The organism is Tropicibacter sp. S64 (assembly GCF_049803835.1).
Lineage (GTDB): Bacteria > Pseudomonadota > Alphaproteobacteria > Rhodobacterales > Rhodobacteraceae > Pacificoceanicola.
In genome coordinates, this window is record NZ_JBNAGK010000008.1 from 108,613 (window position 1) to 132,755 (window position 24,143).

The following is a 24,143-nucleotide window of genomic DNA, read 5'->3' on the forward strand; positions in this document are numbered from 1 at the left end:
CGGATTTGAGGGGGGAGACGGCATGAGCGACATCATGGCGGAGCAGAAGGCACAGGCGAGCGCGTGGTTCCGGGCCTTGCGCGACGAGATCGTGGCCGCCTTCGAGGCGCTGGAAGACAGCCACGCGGAGGGGCCGTTCTGCGACGCGGCACCGGGCCGGTTCGAGGTCACGGAAACCCGGCGCCACTCGGATGACGGCAGCGACGCGGGCGGCGGCCTGATGAGCGTCCTGCGCGGCGGGCGGGTGTTCGAGAAGGTCGGCGTGAATGTCTCCACCGTCTACGGCACGCTTGGGGTCCCGGCGCAAAAGGCCATGGCGGCACGGGGCGTGCCGGGGATCGAAGCCGATCCGCGGTTCTGGGCTTCCGGGATCTCGCTGGTCGCGCATATGCAGAACCCGCATTGCCCGGCGGTGCACATGAACACCCGGATGTTCTGGACCCCGGGTGCATGGTGGTTCGGCGGTGGCTCGGACCTGAACCCCTGTCTGGAGTACCAAGACGACACGGCGCATTTCCACGCGGTCCAGAAGGCGCATCTCGACCCGCATGGGGCGGATCTCTATCCTAGGCTGAAGGCCTGGGCGGACGAGTATTTCTACATCCCGCACCGGAACCGGGCGCGCGGCGTCGGCGGCATCTTCATGGATGACCGCAACAGCGGCGACTGGGCCGCGGATTTCGCCCTGACGCAGGACATCGGGCGGGCGTTCCTGCCGGCCTACGTGCCGCTGGTGGAGCGGCGGCGCGGGTTGGCCTTCGGAGAGGCGGAGAAGGACACACAGCTTGTGCACCGTGGTCTCTACGCGGAGTATAACCTCGTGTACGACCGGGGAACGAAGTTCGGGCTGGCCACGGGGCATGACGCGAACGCGGTGCTGATGAGCCTGCCGCCGCTGGCGAAGTGGGTCTGAGGGTCGTCCCGGGCTTTCCCAGGCCGTGACGCCTGCCTCTCGCCGAAGCAGCAGGCCGATGCCTTCAGGGGGCCCTCAAGGCTGCTTTCAGGCGGCGCGCAGGAATCTGAGCGAGTGCAGCGCCTCCCTGCCTTACTCCGCCGCCATACGCTGGTCCCGCGCCCCGATGGCGGCGATTTCCGCCACGACGCCGCGCAGCAGCTTGCGGAAGGCGTGGAAGTTCTGGTTCGGGCGGATGCTGCGCTCGTCCATGTAGATCGCGCGGTCGATCTCGATCTGCACCGCGTGCTGGCCTTTCGACGGCCGCCCGTAGTGCTGCGTCGTGTAGGCTCCGGCGAAAGGCGCGTTGCGGACCACCCTCAGGCCCGCGGCGGCAAAGGCCGCCTCCACCCGCGCGACGATCTCGCCGCTGGCCGAGGCACCGAAGCGGTCGCCTATGACGATCTCCGGACGCGGGCTGCCGGACCGCACGGTGCTGTCCAGCGCCTCGCGCGGCATGGAATGGCAGTCGATCAGGATCGCCTCGCCGAAATCGCGATGGGCCGCGTCCAGGAGGTGCTGCAGCCGCAAGTGATACGGCTTCCAGATCCGCGTCAGTCGCGCCTCCGCCTCGGCCCGCGCCAGCTTCCCGCGGTAGATCGCCCGCCCCCCGGCCACCACCCGCGGCACCACGCCAAGCCCGCTGGCCACGCGCGGATTGTGCCCGCCACGCCGCACGCCTTCGATCAGCGCCGGGTCGAGTTCATCCAGCGCCCGGTTCAGGTCCACATAGGCGCGGGGAGCCCCGGCCCGCAGCAGCGGTGCACCGAACTGCGGGGCGCAGTCGAACAGCCGGTCGACGAAGGCGTCCTCGGAGGACCGGATCGTCTGCTCGTCGAGCACCGTGCTGCGCAGGAAAGCCCACGAGTAATCCCGCCCCGAATGCGGCGAGGCGAAGACCGCCGCAGAGGTGGTCACATCCGGGAGTGTCTCATAGTAGGCTGCCTTCGGCATCGCGTCTCCTTGCGCCGCACGATACCGTGCGATCAGGCTGCAACCAAGCGGAACCGCACGGAAATACGGCCCGTCCGAACCATCAAGCCATGCCGCCACGGGCAAATCAAACGCAAATATGTCGAAGCCCGTGAAACTTCTTTTGAAAAGCGCTTGATCCCCCCAACGACTCCTTTTATAGAGCGCTCCACCGGCGCGGTTTTCCGCGCCTCGTTTTTTCGGAACCGCCGGAATCACGGGGCAAAAAAGGCAGCGCAGGCCATAACATGGGTGATTAGCTCAGCGGTAGAGCACTTCGTTGACATCGAAGGGGTCACTGGTTCGATCCCAGTATCGCCCACCATGGATTTCACCGCCTCGGGGATTTCGGTCCCGGAGGCAAACGGCAACACTTCGCATGGCGCCCTGGCGCCGCGACGAACAGAGGAGAGACCACGATGAAGGTCGCAAACTCGCTCCGCTCGCTCAAGAACCGCCATCGCGATTGCCGCGTTGTGCGCCGCAAGGGCCGCGTCTACGTGATCAACAAGACGCAGCGCCGGTTCAAGGCCCGTCAGGGCTGAGCTATCGCAGCACGACAGACGTGTAGAAAGGCCATCCTCCGGGATGGCCTTTTTCTTTTGTGACCGGGCGAGACGCGTGGGGTGCGGTGTCCCTCCCCTTTGGGGAGGGTCAGGGTGGGGTAAGGACGCTGGTGGTGTGCGCCCACCTACCGACCGAGAATGCCATCCGCCAGCAACCGCACCACGGTCTGCTCGTCGAGAAAGCCCGAAACCCGCAGCCCGTGTGTGCGCTGGTACTCGCGCAGCGCCCGGCGGGTGTCCTTGTCAAAGCGGCCATCCACCGCCCCCGGACGCAGGCCAAGCTGCGCGAGCCGCGCTTCGGCGAGGCGCAGTGCCACCGGGTTCAGCCCGAGCGAGTCTTCCTCCGCCCGCGCCCGCGCCCCGGCCCGGGCGTCCTCTTCGGCGCGGCCCAGTTCCGCGATGCGGGCGGCGGCCTCCTGCGCGAAGGCCCCGTCCGGACGTTCGTTCAGGTAGACCCGATAGGCTTGCGCCGTGTTGGCCTCCCGCGCCCGCTCCCAGGCCCGTTTGTCCTGCAGGGCCGCCGAGGTTTCCCGCTGACGCTCGTATTGCGCCAGCGCATCGCGGGCCTGGTCCGCGTGCAGCCCGTCCGGGTATTCATCGAGGTATCGCCGCAGGCTCTCCTCGTCGCCGCGCCGCTGGACATCCGCCCAGAAGCGGTTGTCCGCGCGCTCCAGCTCCGCCGCCCGCCGCGCCGCTTCGGCCTCCAATTCCGCAGACCGCGCCCGCGCCGCCTCTTTCAACGCAACGATCTGCGGCTGGTCGAAGTAGCCGGACTGGGTTCGTCCGGTGGCCTTCTGCCACGCCTTCGCCGCGCCCCGCGTGCCCGGTCCGAAGAGGCCATCGATGCCGCGCGGGTTGTACCCCAGAATCGACAGGTCGCGCTGGATCTCGCGGCGGGCGTCGCGGCTGAGCGCCAGTGCCTCCTCGCGCCGCCGCTCTGCATAGAACGGTTCCGACTCGATCGCGGCCAGTCTCTGCCGGGCGGCAGCGGCATGTGCGCCGTCCCGGAAGCCCTGCAGGTAGGTGCGGTAGCCCTCGGCGCTGTCCGCCTGCTGGGCCAGCCGCCAGGCCGCCTCATCCGCCTGCGCCTGCCGGGGATCGGGCCCGGCGGGGCGCACTGGCGCGGGCTTCGGCCCGGTGATGTCCTGCGGGCGCAGCACCACCTGCCACGGCGGATTGAACCCCTCGACCGACAATTCGTAGCCCTCTGCCACGTCCGAGAGCCGCGCGTTGGGCGTGGTCATGTCGCGCATCGCCCAGGCCGCCACGTCCGGGGCAAGGCCGCGCACAACGGTCACGCCCTGCGGCGCGTCGATCGGGCCGAGACCCGCCTCAAGGAAAAGCCCGGCGTCCTGATCGCTGGCGGTCTCGCCCAGGATCAGGAACGACCGCCCCGGCGCCGCCGCCAGGATGTCGAGCGCCGCATCGACCGGGAAGGCGCCGGTCAACACGCTGGCCGCATCCGGCCCGCGCCCGTCATCCACCGGCAGCAGATAGGACCCGCTCGGCCCGTGCATGAACGCTCCGGCGAGGATCACGATCAGCGGGGTTTCCTTGTCCTCGATACCGTCCACGAATGCGGCGAACGCCTCGTCCATGGCGCGGCCGTCCGCATCGCTGATCGCCGTCACGTCGACTCCCACCTCGCGCAGGCTGTCACCCGCCGCGACCACCCGCGCCGCGCCGAAGAAACTCTGCACCGCGCCATAGCGCGAATTGCCGATGATCAGCGCATCGCCCGCAGCCTGCACCGTGCCAGCGGTCGACCCCAGCAGCAGCCCGGCAAGGGCCAGTCGTTTGAAGACCATGGATCTCTCCTCCACATTCCGTTGCGCGGCGCGGACTCCGCCCCGCCGTTTGTGGAGGAAAATAGGGCCTACCCCGCCGGTTATCCAATATCAGGCCATGAACCGGCGGCCCGGATCAGTCGTAGGTGCGCGTATCCTCGATCACCAGACCATCGCGCGGCAGCCCGCCCGGCGGCACCAATTCCACCCGTCCCTTCAGCTTCAGCACCTCCGCGATGCTGTTTTCGAAGGCACTGGCATCGCTGGCGCCGGTCTCGATCCGGACGGTCATGACGTCCATTTCGCCTTCGCGGCTCGCCACCACGCGGGCGCGCGCGATGCTGTCGTGTTTCGCCACCAGTTGCGCGACCTGCTCGGGGCGCACGAACATGCCCTTGATCTTCGTCGTCTGGTCGGCGCGGCCCATCCAGCCCTTGATCCGGGTGTTGGTCCGCCCGCAGGGGCTCGCCCCGGGCAGGATCGCCGACAGATCGCCGGTGGCAAACCGGATCAACGGATAATCGGGGTTCAGAGAGGTCACGACGACCTCCCCCACCTCGCCCGGCGCAACCGGATCGCCGGTGCCGGGGGTGACGATCTCGACGATCATGTGTTCGTCGAGGATCATGCCCTCCTGCGCCGGACTCTCGTAGGCGATGTTGCCGAGGTCCGCCGTGGCGTAACATTGCAGACAGGTGATACCGCGATCCTTGTACCAGGCCCGGAGCGAGGGAAACAGCGCCCCGCCGCCCACCGCTGCCCGGGTGATGCCGAGCGACACGCCCATCTCGTCCGCCTTTTCGAGGATGATCTTCAGGTAATCCGGCGTGCCCGCGTAGGCCGTCACACCCACATCCCGCGCCGCCGTCACCTGCAATTCCGTCTGGCCGGTTCCGGCGGGCAGCACTACCGCGCCCACCGCCCGTGCGCCGTTCTCGAAGATCATGCCCGCCGGCGTCAGGTGATAGCCAAAGCAATTCTGCACGATGTCCCCCGGCCCGATGCCGCAGGCATTGAGGAACCGCCCCATCCGCCACCAGTCATGGCTGTTCCCGCCGGGCTCGTAGATCGGCCCGGGCGACTGGAACACATGCGCGATGTTCGACACTGGCAGCCCCCCGAAGGGCGGCATCGCGGCCTGCCGCTTCGACAGCTCGGACTTGCGCAGCACCGGCAGCCCCTTGAGGTCTCCGAGCGACTCGAGCGGGTCTATGGCGTATTTCGCCAGCTGCGCGTTGAGCCCCGCCAGCTGTGCCGCCTCCCGCGCATCGGGCGACCGGGTTTCCAAATCGTCGAAATAGCTGGTCATGACCGTCTCCATCCGCCCCTGAGCGGGCGCTTTGATCTGAAACAAGGACGGGGCAAACTCACCCCTTTAAGTTGTGGCAGGCCCGGAGGAACGGAGGAGCCCCCATGACCACATCGGATTTCGATCCGCGCATCCGCTTTGACGACGCGCGGCAAACCATGGAGGTCGATCTCAGCGGCCTGAACTTCACGGATAGCGCCATGGTGAACCGCTTCTACGACCGGATCGAAGCGCGCATCGCCCAGAGCGGCGAGGACCTGTGGTTCTTCCTCATCAACCTGCACGGCCTGCGCGTCGACAGCTCCGCCTGGATCGACTACGCCCGCCGGGGCCGGTCTTTGAACATGGCGCATTCCATGGGCACCGTGCGCTTCGACGCCTCCCCCGAGACGGCGCGGCAGATCGAACGCGATGCCCGCACGGAACGGTTCGATCCGAACCTCTTCACCAACCGCGCCGACGCTCTGGTGCGGCTCGACGCGCTGCCGTCCAGGCGCCGCAGCGGCGGCGTCTTGCACGATCCCAACTACACGCTGGGCGATTTCGTCCGCCGCGTGCACTTCGATCCCGAGGCCGGGATCATGGAGATCGACTTCTCGCATTTCACCTTCTTCCACTCGCGCGACGTCGGCGACTTCTACGATCACATCGAAGAGCGCATCGCCGATACAGGCGCGGACAAGTGGTTCTTCCTGATCAACTACGATGGCTGCCGCATCGAACCCGCAGCCTGGGTGCAGCACGCCTTCCGGGGCAAGAAGCTGAACCTCGCCCATTCTCTCGGCACCGTCCGCTATGCGCCCGGCTCCGAGACGGCCGAGGAAATCCGCCGCCGCGCCACGTCCCAGGACTTCCGCCCGAACATCCGCAATACCCGCGACGAGGCGCTCGCCCGGATCGACGAGATGCGCAGCACGGCGGCGGCCTGACGGTCCGGTCATCGTGGCGCCTCCCCGTCGTAGACGAAGAGCGTCACATCGACGTCGAACCCCTGCGCCCAGGTGATCGCCTCCGCCAGGGACAGCCCCTTGCGTTCGAGGCAGAGCACCGTCCCGGCGTCCCCCTCCGCCAAATCGGCATCCGCCGCGCCGTTGTCCTGCGCCGTCGCCTCGAGGATCACCACCACGCTTTTCCAGCGATGACGGCGCTTGCGATGGTCGATGATGTTGCACAGCATCTCAGGCCAGCCAGCGCTTGCGCCGGCGGTAGGAGCGCACGTCGCGGAACGACTTGCGCCCCTCGTCCGACATGCCGAGATAGAATTCCTTGACGTCCGGATTCTCCCGCAGCTCTGCCGCAGGCCCGTCCATCACCACCCGGCCATTCTCCAGAATATAGCCCATATGCGCGTATTTCAGCGCCACGTTGGTGTTCTGCTCCGCCAGCAGGAAGCTGACACCCTCGTTCTCGTTGATCGACTTCACGATCTCGAAGATCTGCTCCACCAGCTGCGGCGCAAGGCCCATCGACGGCTCGTCCAGCAGGATCATCTCCGGACGGCTCATCAACGCGCGGCCCACCGCCGTCATCTGCTGCTCGCCGCCGGAAGTATACCCGGCCTGCGACTTCCGCCGCTCCTTGAGCCGGGGGAAATAATCATAGACCATCTGCAAGTCCGCCTCGATGGCCCCTTTGCCATCACGCCGGGTATAGGCGCCGGTCATCAGGTTCTCCTCGACGGTCAGATGCTCGAAGCAATGCCGCCCCTCCATCACCTGGATGACGCCCTTCTTCACCAACGCCGCCGGATCGAGATCCTGCACCCGCTCACCCTTGTAGAGGATCGAACCCTTCGTCACCTCGCCCCGCTCGGAATGCAGCAGGTTGGAAATCGCCTTCAAGGTCGTCGTCTTGCCCGCGCCATTGCCGCCGAGAAGCGCGGTGATCCCGCCCTTCCGGACGCTCAGCGACACGCCCTTCAGCACGAGGATCACATGGTTGTAGATCACCTCGATATTGTTGACCTCGAGCAGGGCCTCATCGGTCCGTGATGCATCCAGCATGGCGCAGTCCTCTCGCACAGAGGCGCGGCGCCTCTGTTTCTTCTTGGCAAAAATACCCGAAATTCCCGAACCCGCCCCGGGCGCATACGCCCCCGGGAAAGGCCTGTCAGGCCCGGGAGCCGCAGCCCCCGGGCAGTCCCGCAATCAGCCGCCGCAGGACTCGTTCTTGGCCCAGGGCGCATTCGCCTCGGCGTATTCGGCGGCTTTCTCGGCGACGAGCGCCTTGTAGCCGTCGACGTTCGGGGTCAGATGGTCGGAGACCTTGACGAACTTCGTGCCGTCCCACTCCAGCATCCAGCCGCCCGCACCGCCGGTGTGGTCGGCGCAGGAGGTCTTGAACGGCGGCACCATGCCCTCGAGGCCGAGTTCCTTGATCCGCTCCTCTGTCATGTCGATGTTCTCGAGACCCCAGCGCAGCTGCTTCGCGTCGATCTGCGCCGTGCCGAACTCTTTCTGCGCCGCCTGGATGCCCTCTGCGAGGATCGCGGAGATCACGATGCCGCGGCCGTAGAAGACGCCCTGCATCTCGGTCTCGTTCGAAAGCGATTTGCCCGCGTCGACGACATGCTTCTTGATGTCCGCCATCACCGGCGCATCCATGTTCGGGAAGGACCAGGAGATGGACTTGTAGCCCTTGCCCTTGTCCCCGACGATGGCGAGGTCGGCGTCATGCCCGGACCACCAGACACCGATGAAATTCTCCATCGGGAACTTGGTCTTGACCGCCTCGGTGATGGCCCCGGCGTTCATCGCGCCCCAGCCCCACATGACCACGTAATCCGGACGCTCACGGCGGATCTGCAGCCACTGCGCGGACTGGTTCTGCATCTCCTTCAGGCCGACGGGGATCGGCACGAGGGTGAAGTTCTTCGCCGCGGCCGCCGCTTCGAGAACCGGCAGCGGCTCCTTGCCGAAGGGGTGGTCGAGGTGCAGGAAGGCGATCTTCTTGCCGTCGAGCGAACCCTGGCTTTCGAGATACTGCAGAATCATGTCCGCCGCGTCCCAGTAGCCCGCGGGGGTGTTGAAGGCCCACTGGAAGGTGGTGCCGTCCATCATCGGCGAGAAGCCGTAGCCCGGCGCAAGGATCGGGATCTCGTCCACGTTGGTCTTCGGCAGGACCTGCAAGGTGATGCCGGTGGACCAGGGCTGCGTGACGATCGCGGTGCCCTTGGTCTTCTCGTAGCACTCGACGCCCTTTTCGGTGGAATAGCCGGTCTCGCATTCCTCGGCGTTGATCATGATGCCGCCGATACCGCCGTCGCGGGCGTTGAGCATGTTCAGGTAATCCGCCTGGCCGTTCATCAGCGGAATGCCGGTGGCCGCGAACGGCCCGGTCCGGTAGGCGAGGTTCGGCGTGTAGAGTTCCTGGGCCATCGCGGCACCGGCGGTCACACCGGCAACAACGGCGGCAATCGCCAGTTTCGTGAAGTGTTTCATGGGTTCTCCTCCCTGAGAATTGGTCTTGTCACTTCGTTTCGGACTATGCGCCCCCGGCTCCACCCGGACGCGCGGTTTCGTAGGGCGGGGCTATGCCCCGCACCCCCTAGTGGGGGAAGGGCCAGATGATCAGCTTCTCCCGGATCAGCCGCCACAGCTGCGCAAGGCCATGCGGCTCGACAATCAGGAAAAACACGATCAGCGACCCCACGATCATGATGTTCAGATGCTCCACCGTGGCCGAGCCGATCGGGATGCCAAGCGCATTCGGCACGAGGTTCAGCACCACCGGCAGCCCGACGATCAGGATCGCGCCGAGGTAGTTGCCCATGACCGAGCCGAGTCCGCCGATGATGGCGATGAAGAGGATGCGGAACGACAGCGGTATGTCGAAGAGGTTCGGCTCCGCCGCCCCCCGCCACATGAAGACGAAGAGCGCACCTGCCACGCCGACGATGTAGGACGAGACCGCAAAGGCCGTCAGCTTCGACTTCATCAGGTTGATGCCGATGAGCTCGGCGGCAATGTCCATGTCCCGTGTCGCCTTCCACGTCCGGCCCAGCGTGCCGCGCGTCAGGTTGATGCAGACCCAGGTCAGCAGGATCACGATGAACAGCACGACATAATACTGCACCAGCGAGTTCGCCTGCGGCCCGGAAACGTAAACCCCGAACATCTCGAGGTTCGGCACCTGGATCGCCCCGGAGGCGTTGTCGTTGTAGAGCCAGGACCACTTCTCGAAGAGCCAGACGAGGAAGAACTGCGCCGCCAGCGTCGCAATCGCGAGGTAAAAGCCCTTGATCCGGAGCGACGGAATGCCGAAAGCCACCCCGATCCCCGCGCTGAAGATACCCGAGAGCAGGATCGCGATGACCGGGTTCATCCAGGGCATCAGGGTAATCATCTTGTAGCAGGCATAGGCGCCGACGCCCATGAAGGCGGCGGTACCGAGCGAGAGCTGCCCGGCAAAGCCGGTGAGGATGTTGAGACCGAGGGCGGCGAGAGAATAGATGAGGATCGGGATGAGCAGCGTCTGGAAGGCGAATTCGCTCGCGGTCAGCGGAAACACCACCGCCGCCAGCAGCAGGATCACCCCCAGCAGGAACGCATCCTGCTTGACCGGGAACAGCGCCTGGTCCGCCTCGTAACTCGTCTTGAACTGTCCTGCGGTGCGATACAGCATCCCTGTCTTCCCCTTTGCCGGCGTGCGGGGCAAAGCCCCGCCCTACGTCCGGTTCCTCCCGAAACCCGCCTGTCGCGGACCTATTTCTTGCCCTTGTCCTGCCCGACCGCCCCCCAGAAGGCCGCCATGGCCTTGAAGGAGCCGGTGGTCACGGCCATGGACGCGGTGAACATCGCCTGCGCCGCCTCGATCTGCGCCTCAAGCATCCCGCGCGCCGCCGCCTCGGTGTCGAAGCTCTCGGTCAGACCGTCGGCCCCCCGCGCCACGTCCGACACATCCCGCGAGCGCTCGGAGCCGTCCTCTTCGACATCCTCCGGTCGTGGGGGTTTGCGTTTCTCAGACATGCAGATCCTCATCCACTTCGTAGCGCGCCCGGCTGCCGCTCGTCGGGGCATAGCCGGTCTGTTCGCTGTGCCGCACCAGCCAGAACCAGGCCCAGAACCCCGCCCCGGCGCCGGCCACCGCCAGCAGCAGCGCAACGACCATGCGCCCGGAGGCCGCCGGGTCGGTGGTCAGGGCTAGATAGCCGAAGCACCAGAACCCGGACCAGGCGATGACGTTCAGAATGGCAATCAGTTTTGACATGGTATCCTCTTCGTCCACACACCCGACGCAGCGCCTCGGTTCCTCTTGCTCCAGATCTCCCCGCCGGAGGCATCCTCCGCCGGGGCCTGTCTAGACCCTCTCGATGATCCGCTCCCCGAACAACCCCTGCGGGCGGAACAGCAGCACGATCAGCGCCAGCACGAAGGCAAACCAGGTCTCCGTGTTGCCGCCCATCAGAGGTTGCCCCCAATAGATTTCGAAAAGCTTTTCAAGGACGCCGATCAACAGCCCGCCGATGATCGCGCCCGTGATGCTCTCGAGCCCGCCCAGCATCAGCACCGGCAGCGCCTTGTAGGCAATGACCTCCAGTGCAAACGACACCCCGGCCCTCGCGCCCCAGGCGATGCCGGTGACCAGCGCGATGATCCCGGCGATGAACCACACCAGCACCCAGACCGTCTGCAGCGAGATCCCCACGGAAAGCGCCGCCTGATGGTCGTCCCCCAGCGCCCGGATCGCCCGGCCCATGCGCGTCTTGTTGAGGAACAGGAGAAGCGCCATCACGAGCAGTGCCGCCACGACCACCGCCGTGATGTCCTTCTGCTCGAGGATCAGCAGCCCGCCCCAGGGCTCAAGAACCACGCTATCGGTCGGGATGCCAAGTTCCTCGGTGATCATCACCTTGTTCTCGCCGCCGAAGATGATCTCGCCGAAGCCGATGAGGAACAGCGTGATGCCGATGGTCGCCATGAAGAGGATGATGTCCGGCTGGCCAACCAGCGGCCGCAGCACGATCCGCTCGATGCTCACCGCCAGACCGAACATGACCCCAAGCGTGAGGATCACCGAAATCCACGCAGGCACACCAAAGGCATGCAAGCCGACGAGGGTCAAGGCGGCGAACACCACCATAATGCCCTGCGCAAAGTTGAAAATCCGCGACGAGCGGAAAATCAACACGAAGCCCAGCGCGATCAGCGCATAGAGAATGCCGGAAACCAATCCCTCCCAGAGCACCTGCAACAGGAAGTCCGGAGCAGCGAACATGTCTGCAAAGGGTGTGATGAATATGTCGTTCAGCATGTCACAGGTCCTGCTTGCATTCGTCGAAGTTGTTGGGAAGGGTCAGAATTACCGTGAATTCCAATTGATCCGGTATCGGCGGATCAATCTCGCTGGCGCCCGCGCGCGCCGAACTCATCGTCATGGCACTGACGCTGACGGCCACGCCGCTGTTTTCAGGCAGGCACAAGACTGAATAGACATGGAACGGCAAGGTCTCGATACGCTGCGCCACACCAGTCGTGTCCAACCAGTCAAACCATGCCAGAATGCTGTCTTCCGCATCCTCGAATGTAACGACCGCTGGATCGGGAACGACGCTGCCCATCTTGCACATGAACAAGACATCATGCCGGATCGACGCCTCCAGTGGCATCGTGCCCAGATCCGTTACCACCTCCCCACCAAAGTTGGCATTGTCCCACTCGTCGATACCTTTCGGTTTGACATCGTAGGCCGCAAGTTCCTCCAACTGTGCGCCGGAAACCACAGCCTGAAAGCAACGGTCAAACGCGAGCATCAGCCCCTCGTCTACGGCCGCAACGGCGGGTTGCGCGAGCAGTCCCGACGCGACCACGGCAAGGGCTGACACTAACCGTCGTGCAGTGCGAGCACCCTGTATGGACCGCAGGCAGAGCATCAATGTGCCACCCCCAGATAGGCATCAATCACATCCTGATTGCTGCGCACTTCCTCGGGTGGGCCGTCGCCGATCTTCTTGCCGTAGTCCATGACCACCACGCGGTCGGAGAGGTCCATGACCACACCCATGTCATGCTCGATCAGGCAGATCGTGGTGCCGAACTCGTCGTTCACATCGAGGATAAAGCGGCTCATGTCCTCCTTCTCCTCGACGTTCATCCCCGCCATCGGCTCGTCGAGCAGCAGGATCGACGGCTCCGCCGCCAGCGCCCGCGCCAGCTCCACCCGCTTCTTCAGACCATAGGGCAGCCGCCCCACCGGCGTCTTGCGGATGTTCTGGATTTCCAGAAAATCGATCACCCGCTCCACCTTCTCGCGGTTCTCGATTTCCTCATTCCGCGCCTTGCCATACCACAGCGCCTGCGCCGCGATACCGGCGTGCATCTTGGTCAGCCGCCCGGTCATCACGTTGTCCAGCACCGTCATTCCCTCGAACAGCGCGATGTTCTGGAAGGTCCGTGCCACCCCCATCCGCGCCACCTCGTAAGGCTTCATGGCGGGCCGCTTCGCACCCTTGTACCAAAGCTCGCCTTCGGTGGGTGTGTAGAATCCCGAAATGATGTTGAGCATGGACGACTTGCCCGCGCCGTTCGGGCCGATGATCGCCCGGATTTCCCCCTCGCGGATGTCGAAGGAGATATCGGAAATCGCCGTCACCCCGCCGAACTTCAGCGTGATGTTCTTCAGCTCCATCAAGACGCCGCCAATCTGGCGTCCGTCCGCCGTGACGTATCCTTCGGTATCCTTCACGCGCCCGCCCCTGTCTTCTTCTTGGTCCAAATACCCACTGCAACCCGTGCCGCGGACGCAACACCGGGCAAGACGCGCCCGATGGGACGGCGGGCGGGGCGATGTTCGCAGAACGAGCGCCGCACAGCCGTCATTCCGCCGCCATCGCCTTGGGCGCCACCGGCACCACCTTTGCATCGCGCAAAGTCAGCGTCGCCTTGATCTTGCCCTTGCGCCCATCCTCGTAGGTCACTTCGGTCTCGGTATAGACCGTCTCCGAGCCATCATAGAGCGCGGCAATCAGATCATCGAACTTCTCGCCGATCACCTTGCGCTTCACCTTCCGTGTCCGGGTCATCTCGCCGTCATCCGCGTCCAGTTCCTTGTGCAGGACGAGGAAGCGGTGGATCTGGCAGCCCGCCAGCATGTCATCCTCCGCAACGGAGGCATTCACCTCCTCTATATGGCCCTGGATCGTGTCGAGCACCTGCGGGTGCTGCGCCAGCTCCTGATAGCTCGCATAGGCGATGTTGTTGCGCTCCGCCCAGTTCCCGACCGCCGTCAGGTCGATGTTGATGAAGGCCACGCAGCGGTCCCGCCCGGCGCCGAAGACCACGGCCTCGAGGATGTTCGGGAAGAACTTCAGCTTGTTCTCGACATACTTGGGCGCGAACATCCGCCCGTCCGCCATCTGCCCCACGTCCTTCGCCCGGTCGATGATTCGCAGATGCCCGGAGCCTTCCTCGAAGAACCCCGCATCCCCCGTCGCGACCCAGCCCTCGGCGTCCTTCGTGTCGGCGGTGCTTTCGGGGTTCTTGTAATACTCCACGAAGGTCCCCGGAGAGCGGTAGAAGACCTCGCCATTCTCGGCGATCCGGATTTCCACCCCTGGCGCGGGCACGCCGACCGTATCGGAGCGCACCTCGCCATCCGGCTGCACGGTGATGAAGACGGAGGCCTCCGTCTGACCATAAAGCTGTTTCAGGTTGATCCCCAGCGAGCGATAGAAATCGAAGATTTCCGGCCCGATCGCCTCCCCCGCCGTGTACCCCACACGCACCTTTGAAAACCCCATGGCGTTCTTAAGCGGCCCGTAGACCATGAACTCGCCCAGCCGGTATTTCAGCCGGTCCATGCCGCTCACCGGCTTGCCGTCCAGAATGGCGGGGCCGACCTTGCGGGCGTGGTCCATGAAATACCGGAAAATCTTCTGTTTCGTCGCGCCCGCGTCTTCCATGCGGATCATGATCTGCGTCAGCTGCGTCTCGAAGATGCGCGGCGGCGCGAAATAGTAGCTCGGGGCGATTTCCCGCAGGTCGGTGAGCAGCGTATCGGCCGACTCCGGGCAGTTGACGCAGAAGCCTTTCCAGTAGGCCTGCCCGATGGAGAAGATGAAATCGCCAACCCAGGCCATCGGCAGATAGGCCAGCACCTCGTCGTCCCGGCGCAGGTTATCGAACTCGGCGGAGGACTTCGCCGCCTCGATGATGTTGCGGTTGGACAGCACCACGCCCTTCGGTTTGCCCGTGGTGCCGGAGGTGTAGAGCATGACGCATTTGTCGTCATAACCCAGGGCACCGCGCCGCCGCTCCAGCTCCTTGATGAACTCGTCCCGCGCCGCGCGCCCCTGCGCCTGCACATGGCTGTAGTCGTGCAAGGTCGTGTGATCGTACTTCCGCATTCCGCGCGGATCGACATAGATCATGTGTTCGAACTGGTGCAGGTCGTCCTGAATCTCGATGACCTTGTCGACCTGCTCCTGGTCGGCGGCAATGACGAAGCGCGCGCCGCAGTGGCCAAGCACATACTCCATCTCCTCCGCGACCGCGTCCTGGTAGAGCGGCACCGGCACCGCCCCGCACATCTGCGCCGAAACCATGGACCAGTAGAGCGAAGGGCGGTTGCGGCCGATGATGGCGACGTGGTCGCCGGAGTTCACCCCGAGGTTCATCAGGCCCAGCGCCAGCGCCTCGATCTCCTCGGCGGCCTCCTTCCAGGTCCAGCTTTGCCAGATGCCGAATTCCTTTTCCCGGTAGGCCGGGGCATCCCCGAACTCCCGCACGTTGCGTGCCAACAAGGCAGGGACCGAGCGCAAGCCTTCTGCGCCCATCGCCATCTGAACCAATGCTTTTCCTCCCGTCATGCCGTTCCCGGCACCCAGATTCGGCCTCTCCTCAAAGGCCGGATCGCTTATCCGCGATTCTGGTGACCATCTTGGTCGTGGGTCAGGTTGCCGGTCAACGTTTTCCTGAACATTTCCCAAATCTTACGAATTGTAACGGCTCCGCCATGCCGCCGCGGCGGAGCCGTCGCCGCGATTGCGCGGCGTCTGCCTGCGCCTTAAGGTGCCGAAAGTCTGTTCAGGAGGACTTTCATGAACGTGGAAGACGTCATTGCCACCGGCGGCCAGGAAGGCCTGCCGCTGCTGTTCCTCGCGGCTTTCCTTCTGGTCGCGATCTGGCTCGGAGTGCGCATCGTCCCGCAGTCGCAAAAGCATGTGGTCGAACGGTTCGGCCGGTTGCGGGCGGTTCTCGGGCCGGGGATCAATTTCGTGATCCCCTTCCTCGACAAGGTCGCGCACAAGATTTCCATTCTCGAACGCCAGCTGCCCACAGCCTCGCAGGATGCGATCACCCGGGACAACGTGCTGGTGCAGGTCGACACCTCGGTCTTCTACCGCATCACCGAGCCGGAAAAGACCGTCTACCGCATCCGCGACGTCGACGCCGCCATCGCAACGACCGTCGCGGGGATCGTTCGGGCCAACATCGGCCAGATGGACCTCGACGAAGTGCAGGCCAACCGGGGCCAGTTGATCCAGACGATCAAGCTGAACGTGATGGACGCGGTGGATGACTGGGGGATCGAGGTGACACGGGCCGAGATCCTCGACGTCAACCTCGACCAGGCGACGCGCGACGCGATGCTCCAACAGCTGAACGCCGAACGCGAGCGCCGGGCCCAGGTGACCCGGGCGGAGGGCAGCAAGCGCGCGGTGGAACTGAACGCCGATGCGGAACTCTACGCCGCCGAGCAGGCCGCCAAGGCGCGCCGCGTTCAGGCGGACGCAGAAGCCTATGCCACCGGCGTCGTAGCAAAGGCGATTGCCGAGCACGGCGTCGAGGCCGCGCAATATCAGGTGGCCCTGAAACAGGTCGAGGCCCTGAATGCGCTTGGCGCAGGATCGGGCAAGCAGACCATCGTGGTGCCGGCCCAGGCGCTCGAAGCCTTCGGCGACGCCTTCCGGATGCTCAAGGGGCGCAGCTGATGTGGTCGCTGTGGTGGCTCTGGATGGTGGCGGCGCTGGGTCTCGGTATCCTCGAAATGCTGGTGCCGGCCTTCCTGTTCCTCGGGTTCGCGCTGGGAGCGGGGCTGACCGGGCTGACGCTTCTGGTGGGCGGCGGGCTGGCGCTCTGGCTGGCCGCCAGCCTGCCGCGGCTGCTCGTCTACTTCGCGGTCCTGTCGCTGCTCTCCTGGCTGGTGCTGCGCAAGGCCGTCGGGGTGCGCCGCGGGCAGGTGAAGGTCTGGGACCGCGACATCAACGACTGACGTCCCCGGGCCAGCCCGAGGGATCGCCGGGGTGGGCGGGGCGCCTTCCGAAGGAACAGCGCCGCCGCCCCGGCAGGCGGCGCGGCGTCCGGGCCCCTTTTCGCGCCGATCAATCCCGCATACCGTCGCCGCCATGAGCACCACCGCCCTCACCCAAGCCGGGCTGAACCTGATCCAGCAGGCCCTGACCATCTACGACAGCGACCTCAGGCTCGCGGTCTGCAACGCCCGTTTTGCCGAGATGTTCGACCTGCCGCCGGAACACACCACGCCCGGCGCCCGCTTCGAGGACACGATCCGCCACCTGACGCTGCGCGGCGAGTATGGCCCGGTGGACGATCCCGAGGCGTTCATCGCCACCCGCACGGAAATCGCCCGCGCCTTCCAGCCGCATTACATGGAACGCACCCGCGCCAATGGCCGCACGATCAGTGTCGAGGGGGCGCCGCTGCCGCAGGGCGGCTGGGTCACCGTCTACACGGACATCACCGACACCAAGTCACAGGAGGCGCTGCTGCGCAGCCGCTCCGAGACCCTGTCCGAGGAGGTGCTGAAACGCTCCGAGGAACTGGCCAAGACCAACCGCGAACTGGCCGCAAGCAACAGCGCCCTCAAGGAAGCCCGGCGCGAGTTGCAGGAGATCGAGGCCCGCACCCGCACCACCACCGAGATGATGCCGGCCCATATCGCCCGCGTCGATGCCTCCGGGCGCTACACCTTCTCCAACCGCCGCCTTGCCTCCGTCATGCCGGGGCGGCCGTCGGAGATCATCGGGCGGCATATCGCCGACACCCTCGGTCCGCAGGCTTACGAGCGCGTCCGTCCACACCTCGAAAGCGCGATGCAGGGCCAGCCGAGTGTTTTCGAATTCACCGACGAGGACAGCTCCCGCCGCATCCGCGCCGCCTTCACCCCCGATCCGCTGGAGCCCGGCGTCTATATCCTGTCCCAGGACATCACCGAAGAGACCCAGACCCGCGCCGCCCTGCAGCAGACCCGCCGCCGCGAGATGGCCGCGCAGCTGATCAGCGGCATGGCGCATGATTTCTCCAACCTTCTGACGATCATTCTCGGCATGCAATCGAAACTCGCCCGCATGACGCAGGACGAGGCGGCCCAGCCGCTGATCACCGCGACGCTCTCCGCCGCCCGGCGCGGCGGCGACCTGCTCGGACGGATCGCCGACATAACCAGCCAGCGCAGCTGGCAGCCGCGCCCGCTCGATCTCGGGGCTTTCCTCGATGACCTGGCCACGCTGGCAACCCCCTCGCTGCCGCCGGGCATCGCGCTGGTCTCCCGGATGGAGACCGAGGGCCGCTACATGGCGGACCCGGGGCTGTTGCAGGACGCCCTCTTGAACCTCGTGCTGAATGCCCGCGACGCCTGCGGGTCGGAGGGCACGATCCGCATCGAGGTGCGGGCGGTGCAAGGCACCTGGCTCGAACTGACCGTCAGCGACACCGGCCCCGGCTTTTCCCCCGCCGCGCTGGACCACGGGCTGGACCCGTTCTTCACCACCAAGGGCGGCGAAGGCTCCGGCCTCGGCCTCGCCATGGTCTACGACATGACCAAGCTCGCTGGCGGCTCGGCGCGGCTGTCGAACACGGCGGAGGGGGCGCGTGTCACGCTACGCCTGCCCCTGCGCGAGGCTCCGCCGCTGCCGGAACCCGGCATCGGCGATCTGGTCCTGCTGGTCGAAGACAGCGCCGACCTGCGGGCCTCGGTTCGCGAGATGCTGACCGGCATGGGCTTCGCCGTGGTCGAGGCGACCTCCGTCAGCGAGGCCCTGACCCTGGCGGAGGGGCTGCCGGGGCTTTCGCTGGTGCTTTCCGACATCAGCCTCGAAGGCGAGGACCCCGGCGTTTCCCTCATCGACCGGCTGGGCGGCATCCCGCTGCGCCTGATGACCGCGCTGCCGAAATCGCACCCGCTGCACGCGAAGGCCCGGGCGCATGGCCCGGTGCTGCGCAAACCCTTCACGGCGGAGGATTTGACCGCCTTCCTCGGCAAGGCTAAAGCCGAGGCATGAGCGCCCTTGTCACCATTCTCGACGACGAACCGGCCATCCGCGAGATGCTGTCCGAAGCCCTGACGGAGGCGGGCTACCGCACGCTGACCTTCGCCCGCGCCACCGAATTCGAGGCCGCGTTGCGGCGCACCACGCCCGACATCTGCCTTGTCGACCTCGGCCTGCCGGACCGCGACGGGCTGAGCCTCGTGCACCGCCTCGCGCTGGAACAGGGGGCCTCGGTGATCATCATCTCCGGACGCGCCCAGGTGCAGGACCGCATTACCGGGCTGGAGCTGGGCGCCGACGACTACATCATCAAGCCCTTCGACCCCTCCGAAGTCGTCGCCCGCGTCCGCGCCCGCCTGCGCGGCCCGAAACGCGCGCAACCGGGCATGACCGCTCGTTTCAACGGCTGGACCGCGCATTTCGACCGCTTTTCGCTGGAGGATGCGGACGGCACGGAAACCCCGATCAGCCAGGCCGAGGGCGAAGTCCTGCGGCTGTTCCTCGAAAGCCCGAAGCGTCTGATCACCCGAGCGCAGATGCAGGAAATGCTCGGCGGAGCGGCTGGGGAGAGTTTCGACCGGGCGATGGACGTGCGCATCTCGCGGCTGCGGACCAAGCTGCGCGAGGACCCGAAAAACCCGCGGCTGATCAAGACGATCTATGGCGCGGGCTACATCTTCCTCGGGGAAGTGGACTGGGGCTGACAGGGCCCCGCGCTCTCAGGGCAGCGCCATCACGTAGCCGTCCAGACCCAAAGCGCCCCTCATCACGGGCAGCAGCGTCACCGCCACCACGCCAACCACAGCGCCGATCGCAAGCCGCATCGGCGCCCGCCCCAGCTTCGGTCCCGCCAGACCCAGAAGCCCGCAGACCATCGCGTAAAATCCCAGCGATACGATATCCATACACGCCTCCCGATCCTGTACCACCGTAGTACGCCGCTCCATCCGCGTCCCGTCCGACATGTGCCGCGCACCGCCTTTGCCAGCCGTCGGAAGCCGGAAAACACGTCGCTTGCGCACGCGGCCCGGGATCAGCCCGTCGATGCCGGCATCCGCGCCACCGCTCGCGCCAGCACATTGAGACCGGACACCAGATCCGCCTCCGCCGTATCCTCCGCGAAATCATGGGAAATGCCACCGATCGACGGCACGAAGAGCATCGCGGCGGGCATCAGCCGCGCCATGTTGGAGGCGTCGTGCAGGGCGCCGGAGGGCATCTGCCGCCATTGCTCCGGCACCTCCGCCTCCGCCGCCTCAGCCAGCGCGGACCGCATGGCCCGATCCATGGCCACCGGCTCCACCCCAAGCATCGGACCAAACGCCAGCGTCATGCCCATCGCCTGCGCCACTTCTTCCGCGCTTTCCCGGATGATCTCCTCCATCCGCCGCAACCGCTCCGCCTCGCCATCGCGCCATTGCATCGAGAAGGCCACCTTGCCCGGAACAACCGAATGCGCGTTCGGGTGCAGGCTGACGTGGCCGATGGTCCAGACCGTGGCCGGGGTGACGACATTGCGGAAGCGCTCGTTGATCAGCGTGTTGAACCGGCCCAGTGCCTGAAAGGCATCGCGGCGCAGGGCCATCGGGGTGGTTCCGGCGTGGTTCTGCTGGCCCTCGAAGCGGATCACCCGGTCGCGGATGCCGACAATCGCCTCGACCACGCCGATCTTGCCGCCGGTCTGGTCGAGCAGCGGCCCCTGTTCGATGTGCATCTCGAGAAAGCCGGTGAACCGCTTCGGATCGACCCATCCGCCGAGCCTGTCACCCATTGCCGCGCGGGCCTCAGGCAGGGTGATACCCTTGGGATCGGTCAACGCCCCGATCTTTTCGGCGGGCAGGACACCGGACCAGGCCGCGCTGCCCGTGGTGACGCCGAAGCGGCCTTCCTCGTCCTGAAAGGACACGACGGAGACCGGCGGCCCACCGCTTTCCTTCGCGGCCCGCGCCACCTCCAGCGCCGCGATCACACCCAAGGCGCCGTCGAGCCAGCCGCCTTCAGGCTGGGTATCGGAATGCGAGCCCATGAGCAGCGACGGCCCCTCCACCAGACCAAACAAGGAGCCCATCGGATCGAACTGCGGTGTCAGCCCGGCGTCGATCATGCGCTGTGCCAGCCAGTCCCGTGCCTCGATGTCGGCAGCGGAGTAAGCCGGACGGACAACGCCCTTGCCCACGCCGGACGCACCGATGGCGCGGAGCGAATGCAAATCCTGCAAGAAGCGGTCGGGGTTCACGGGGATCATCAGGACACCTTCCTTTCCCGCCCGAGTCTGCGCTCCCAGGGCCCGGGTGTCAATTTATCATGATAATTTCTTCTCTTCCCAAATACTCAAAAGAAAAACGCGCCCGAGGGCGCGTTTCCATGGGACGGCGGGCGGGGCGATGTTGTCGCCCGAAGGGCGGCCAACGAGCGCCGGACCCGTCCTATTCGGCCGCCAGCGCTTCGGCATTCTCGACGCGCACCGCGGAGTACTTGAACTCCGGGATCTTTCCGTACGGGTCGAGCGCCGGGTTGGTCAGGATGTTCGCGGCCGCCTCGACATAGGCAAAGGGCAGGAACACCATGTCCGGGGCAATCGCCCGGTCCGCCCGCGCCATGATCTCGATGGAGCCGCGTTTCGTCGACAGCCGCACCATGCCGCCCGGTTCCACGCCCAGCCTGCGCAGCGTGGACGGGTGCAGAGAGCAGTTCGCCTCCGGCTCCACAGCGTCCAGCACCTTCGAGCGCCTAGTCATGGACCCGGTGTGCCAGTGCTCCAGCTGCCGACCCGTGGTCAGCACCATGGGATACTCCGCGTCGGGCAGATCGTCCGGCGGAATGACGGAAGCCGGCGTGAACTTCGCGCGGCCCTCGGGGCGCGGGAAGCCGTCCGCGAAGACAATCGCCTGCCCCGGGTCCTCCGGCGACAGCGACGGATAGGTCACCACGTTCTCCCGCGACAGCCGCTCCCAGGTGATGTTGTTCAGCGACTTCATGTTGAGCTTCATCTCGGCGAAGACATCCGCCGGGCTGGCGTAGTCCCATGCAAGGCCAAGCCGTTGCGCCAGATCCACCGTGATCGCCCAATCCTCCCGCGCCTCGCCCGGAGGCGGCACGGCGGGGCGGCCCATCTGGACCTGCCGGTTGGTGTTGGTCACGGTTCCGGACTTCTCGGCAAAGGCGCTGGACGGCAGGATAACATCGGCGAAATTCGCCGTTTCCGTCAGGAAGATGTCCTGCACCACCAGATGCTCCAGCTTCGCCAGCGCATCGCGGGCGTGCTCCACATCCGGGTCGGACATGGCGGGGTTTTCCCCGAGCACGTACATGCCCTTGATCTCGCCCGCGTGCACCGCGTCGAGGATCTCCGTCACGGTCAGCCCCTTCTCGGCGCTGAAATCGCCCGATTTCCAGACCTCGGTGAAGGCGCTGCGCACCCCGTCGTCGGTCACCGTCTGGTAATCCGGCAGGAACATCGGGATGAGCCCCGCATCGGACGCGCCCTGCACGTTGTTCTGGCCGCGCAGCGGGTGCAGACCCGCGCCGGGCCGACCCACCTGCCCGCACATCAGCGCCAGCGAAATCAGGCAGCGCGAGTTGTCCGTGCCGTGGATGTGCTGCGAGACGCCCATACCCCAAAAGATCATAGCCGCCTTGGCGGTGGCGAAATCACGCGCGACCTGTCGCAGGGTCTCGGCGGGGATGCCGCAGAGCACCTCCATCTTCTCCGGCGGGAACTGCTTCAGGTGCTCCTTCTCGGCCTCCCAGTTTTCGGTATAGGCCTCGATATACTGCTGATCGTAGAGGCCTTCTTCCACGATGGTGTGCATGATCGCGTTCAGCATCGACACATCCGCACCGGGCTTGAACTGCAGCATATGCGTTGCGAACCGGCGCAGGCCGACGCCGCGCGGGTCCATGACGATGAGCTTGCCGCCACGCTTGGTGAACTGCTTGAAGTAGGTCGCGGCCACCGGATGGTTCTCGATCGGGTTGCAGCCGATGACGATGGCCACATCCGCGTTCTCGATCTCGTTGAAGGTCGCCGTCACCGCGCCGCTGCCGACGTTCTCCATCAGCGCCGCGACGGAGGACGCATGGCAAAGCCGCGTGCAGTGGTCGACGTTGTTGTGGCCGAAACCCTGCCGGATCAGCTTCTGGAAGAGGTAGGCCTCCTCGTTCGAGCATTTGGCAGAGCCGAAGCCCGCGACGGTCTTGCCGCCCTGCTCGCGCAGCTTCGCCAGCCCCCCGGCGGCTTTCTCCATGGCCTCCTCCCAGGTCGCCTCGCGGAAGACTTCCTGCCAGTTGCCCGGATCGACATTCAGCCCCTTTGCGGGGGCATCGTCACGACGGATCAGCGGTTTCGTCAGGCGATGCTCGTGGTGGATGTAGTCGAAACCGAACCGCCCTTTGACACAAAGCCGCCCTTCGTTCGCGGGGCCATTGATGCCCTCGACATACTTGATCTTGCCGTCCTTGACCTTGAGCGACACCTGGCATCCGACGCCACAGAACGGGCAGACGCTCTCGACCGCGCTGTCGTAGTCCTTGCTGTCGCCGACCTGCGCCTCATCCACAACCGTGGCGTGCATCAGCGCACCGGTCGGGCAGGCCTGCACACATTCGCCGCAGGCCACGCAGGTGGAGGCCCCCATCTCGTCCGACACGTCGAACACCGGATAGGCATCATGCCCCCGCCCCGCCATGCCGATCACGTCATTGACCTGAACCTCGCGGCAGGCGCGAACGCACAGGTTGCACTGGATGCAAGCGTCAAGGTTCACGCGCATCGCCACATGGCTGTCGTCGAGCAACGGGATGCGCTCCGCCTCCAGCGTCGGGAAACGCGACTCCGAAACCCCGTTCAATTCCGCCATGTCCCACAGGTGGCTCGATTTGTCATGCGCCGCCTCCCGCTCCGGCTGGTCGGCGAGCAGCAGTTCCATGACCATCTTCCGCGCCGAGGTGGCCCTCGCATTGGCGGTGTTGACCACCATCCCTTCGGAGGGTTCGCGAATACAGGACGCCGCCAGGGTCCGCTCCCCCTCGATCTCTACCATGCAGGCGCGGCAGTTGCCGTCCGGGCGATACCCGGGCGCGGGCTTGTGGCACAGGTGCGGGATCTTCAGCCCCCGGCCATTGGCCACCTCCCAGATCGTCAGCCCCTTCTCGGCCACAACCTCTTCGCCATCGAGCGTGAATCGGATCGTATCGGACATCGCGCGTCTCCTTTGTCGCGGTCCTTAAACCATGTCGCGGGCGGCTTTCGCAGATCAATCCCGACTCCTGTCGGCATTTTTGCGGCCCTTCGCGTTTCCGATAGGCGGCAACCTCGCTCCAAACACCC

General features: G+C 65.8%; 23 protein-coding genes and 1 tRNA gene. 8 read left to right on the forward strand and 16 right to left on the reverse strand.

What is annotated here, in order from left to right:
• The first annotated feature begins 22 nt into the window (after nt 1-22).
• Nucleotides 23-913 carry an oxygen-dependent coproporphyrinogen oxidase gene (gene hemF / locus ACP159_RS13970; protein WP_425100347.1) on the forward strand — a complete coding sequence of 297 codons (891 nt, stop codon included), beginning with the start codon at nt 23-25 and terminating at the stop codon, nt 911-913.
• 132 nt (nt 914-1,045) lie between these two features.
• On the opposite strand, the gene ACP159_RS13975 is transcribed toward hemF, so the two are convergent.
• A complete protein-coding gene (locus ACP159_RS13975) occupies nt 1,046-1,906 on the reverse strand; it encodes an N-formylglutamate amidohydrolase (protein ID WP_425100348.1) in 861 nt (286 codons plus the stop codon).
• A 268-nt stretch (nt 1,907-2,174) separates the two neighbouring features.
• Between ACP159_RS13975 and ACP159_RS13980 the strand changes: the two genes are divergently transcribed.
• Both ACP159_RS13980 and ykgO read left to right on the forward strand, forming a co-directional pair.
• Nucleotides 2,175-2,249, forward strand: a tRNA-Val gene (locus ACP159_RS13980).
• Nucleotides 2,250-2,343: 94 nt separating this feature from the next.
• Nucleotides 2,344-2,469 carry a type B 50S ribosomal protein L36 gene (ykgO, locus tag ACP159_RS13985; RefSeq protein WP_170125850.1) on the forward strand — a complete coding sequence of 42 codons (126 nt, stop codon included), beginning with the start codon at nt 2,344-2,346 and terminating at the stop codon, nt 2,467-2,469.
• Nucleotides 2,470-2,615: 146 nt separating this feature from the next.
• Here the strand turns inward: ykgO and ACP159_RS13990 are convergent, their stop codons facing one another.
• Together ACP159_RS13990 and ACP159_RS13995 are read right to left on the reverse strand one after the other, a co-directional pair.
• On the reverse strand, nt 2,616-4,298 hold the full coding sequence (locus ACP159_RS13990) for a peptidoglycan-binding domain-containing protein (RefSeq protein ID WP_425100349.1): 1,683 nt from the start codon (nt 4,296-4,298) through the stop codon (nt 2,616-2,618).
• Between the two features lie 115 nt (nt 4,299-4,413).
• A complete protein-coding gene (locus ACP159_RS13995; RefSeq protein WP_425100350.1) occupies nt 4,414-5,586 on the reverse strand; it encodes a phenylacetate--CoA ligase family protein in 1,173 nt (390 codons plus the stop codon).
• A 104-nt stretch (nt 5,587-5,690) separates the two neighbouring features.
• Between ACP159_RS13995 and ACP159_RS14000 the strand changes: the two genes are divergently transcribed.
• A complete protein-coding gene (locus tag ACP159_RS14000) occupies nt 5,691-6,515 on the forward strand; it encodes a hypothetical protein (protein ID WP_425100351.1) in 825 nt (274 codons plus the stop codon).
• An 8-nt stretch (nt 6,516-6,523) separates the two neighbouring features.
• On the opposite strand, the gene ACP159_RS14005 is transcribed toward ACP159_RS14000, so the two are convergent.
• From ACP159_RS14005 to ACP159_RS14050, 10 genes are all read right to left on the reverse strand, one after another.
• Nucleotides 6,524-6,763, reverse strand: coding sequence for a hypothetical protein (locus ACP159_RS14005; protein ID WP_425100352.1), 240 nt, complete (start codon nt 6,761-6,763; stop codon nt 6,524-6,526).
• A 1-nt stretch (nt 6,764) separates the two neighbouring features.
• On the reverse strand, nt 6,765-7,589 hold the full coding sequence (locus tag ACP159_RS14010) for an ABC transporter ATP-binding protein (protein WP_425100353.1): 825 nt from the start codon (nt 7,587-7,589) through the stop codon (nt 6,765-6,767).
• 144 nt (nt 7,590-7,733) lie between these two features.
• Nucleotides 7,734-9,026, reverse strand: a complete 1,293-nt coding sequence (locus ACP159_RS14015; RefSeq protein ID WP_425100354.1) for an ABC transporter substrate-binding protein — start codon at nt 9,024-9,026, stop codon at nt 7,734-7,736.
• Between the two features lie 106 nt (nt 9,027-9,132).
• Nucleotides 9,133-10,209, reverse strand: coding sequence for a branched-chain amino acid ABC transporter permease (locus ACP159_RS14020; RefSeq protein WP_425100355.1), 1,077 nt, complete (start codon nt 10,207-10,209; stop codon nt 9,133-9,135).
• Between the two features lie 80 nt (nt 10,210-10,289).
• Complete coding sequence (locus ACP159_RS14025; protein ID WP_425100356.1) at nt 10,290-10,553, reverse strand: hypothetical protein; 264 nt, start codon at nt 10,551-10,553, stop codon at nt 10,290-10,292.
• Complete coding sequence (locus tag ACP159_RS14030; RefSeq protein ID WP_425100357.1) at nt 10,546-10,794, reverse strand: hypothetical protein; 249 nt, start codon at nt 10,792-10,794, stop codon at nt 10,546-10,548. Before ACP159_RS14030 ends, ACP159_RS14025 begins: the two co-directional genes overlap by 8 nt.
• Before the next feature lie 90 nt (nt 10,795-10,884).
• Nucleotides 10,885-11,838, reverse strand: a complete 954-nt coding sequence (locus ACP159_RS14035; protein WP_425100358.1) for a branched-chain amino acid ABC transporter permease — start codon at nt 11,836-11,838, stop codon at nt 10,885-10,887.
• 1 nt (nt 11,839) lies between these two features.
• Complete coding sequence (locus tag ACP159_RS14040) at nt 11,840-12,409, reverse strand: hypothetical protein (protein WP_425100360.1); 570 nt, start codon at nt 12,407-12,409, stop codon at nt 11,840-11,842.
• 47 nt (nt 12,410-12,456) lie between these two features.
• Nucleotides 12,457-13,269 carry an ABC transporter ATP-binding protein gene (locus ACP159_RS14045; RefSeq protein ID WP_425100361.1) on the reverse strand — a complete coding sequence of 271 codons (813 nt, stop codon included), beginning with the start codon at nt 13,267-13,269 and terminating at the stop codon, nt 12,457-12,459.
• Nucleotides 13,270-13,399: 130 nt separating this feature from the next.
• Nucleotides 13,400-15,364 carry an AMP-binding protein gene (locus ACP159_RS14050; protein ID WP_425100484.1) on the reverse strand — a complete coding sequence of 655 codons (1,965 nt, stop codon included), beginning with the start codon at nt 15,362-15,364 and terminating at the stop codon, nt 13,400-13,402.
• A 258-nt stretch (nt 15,365-15,622) separates the two neighbouring features.
• Here ACP159_RS14050 and ACP159_RS14055 point away from each other — a divergent pair, with 258 nt between their 5' ends.
• The 4 genes from ACP159_RS14055 to ACP159_RS14070 all read left to right on the forward strand — a co-directional run bounded on the left by ACP159_RS14055 (nt 15,623) and on the right by ACP159_RS14070 (nt 19,518).
• Entirely contained in the window at nt 15,623-16,516 is an 894-nt protein-coding gene (locus ACP159_RS14055) for an SPFH domain-containing protein (RefSeq protein WP_425100362.1), read from the forward strand.
• Nucleotides 16,516-16,797: an NfeD family protein gene (locus ACP159_RS14060; protein WP_425100363.1), complete on the forward strand. Its 282-nt coding sequence runs from the start codon at nt 16,516-16,518 to the stop codon at nt 16,795-16,797. Before ACP159_RS14055 ends, ACP159_RS14060 begins: the two co-directional genes overlap by 1 nt.
• A gap of 133 nt (nt 16,798-16,930) precedes the next feature.
• The gene (locus tag ACP159_RS14065; RefSeq protein ID WP_425100364.1) at nt 16,931-18,826 is read left to right on the forward strand and encodes a hybrid sensor histidine kinase/response regulator; all 1,896 of its coding nucleotides are present in this window, start codon (nt 16,931-16,933) and stop codon (nt 18,824-18,826) included.
• Entirely contained in the window at nt 18,823-19,518 is a 696-nt protein-coding gene (locus tag ACP159_RS14070; protein ID WP_425100365.1) for a response regulator transcription factor, read from the forward strand. Before ACP159_RS14065 ends, ACP159_RS14070 begins: the two co-directional genes overlap by 4 nt.
• 15 nt (nt 19,519-19,533) lie before the next feature.
• Here ACP159_RS14070 and ACP159_RS14075 read toward each other — a convergent pair whose 3' ends face one another.
• The 3 genes from ACP159_RS14075 to fdhF all read right to left on the reverse strand — a co-directional run bounded on the left by ACP159_RS14075 (nt 19,534) and on the right by fdhF (nt 24,015).
• Entirely contained in the window at nt 19,534-19,719 is a 186-nt protein-coding gene (locus ACP159_RS14075) for a hypothetical protein (RefSeq protein WP_425100366.1), read from the reverse strand.
• A 128-nt stretch (nt 19,720-19,847) separates the two neighbouring features.
• A complete protein-coding gene (locus tag ACP159_RS14080) occupies nt 19,848-21,059 on the reverse strand; it encodes a Zn-dependent hydrolase (RefSeq protein WP_425100367.1) in 1,212 nt (403 codons plus the stop codon).
• A 181-nt stretch (nt 21,060-21,240) separates the two neighbouring features.
• Nucleotides 21,241-24,015, reverse strand: a complete 2,775-nt coding sequence (gene fdhF, locus ACP159_RS14085) for a formate dehydrogenase subunit alpha (RefSeq protein WP_425100368.1) — start codon at nt 24,013-24,015, stop codon at nt 21,241-21,243.
• Nucleotides 24,016-24,143: the final 128 nt, after the last annotated feature.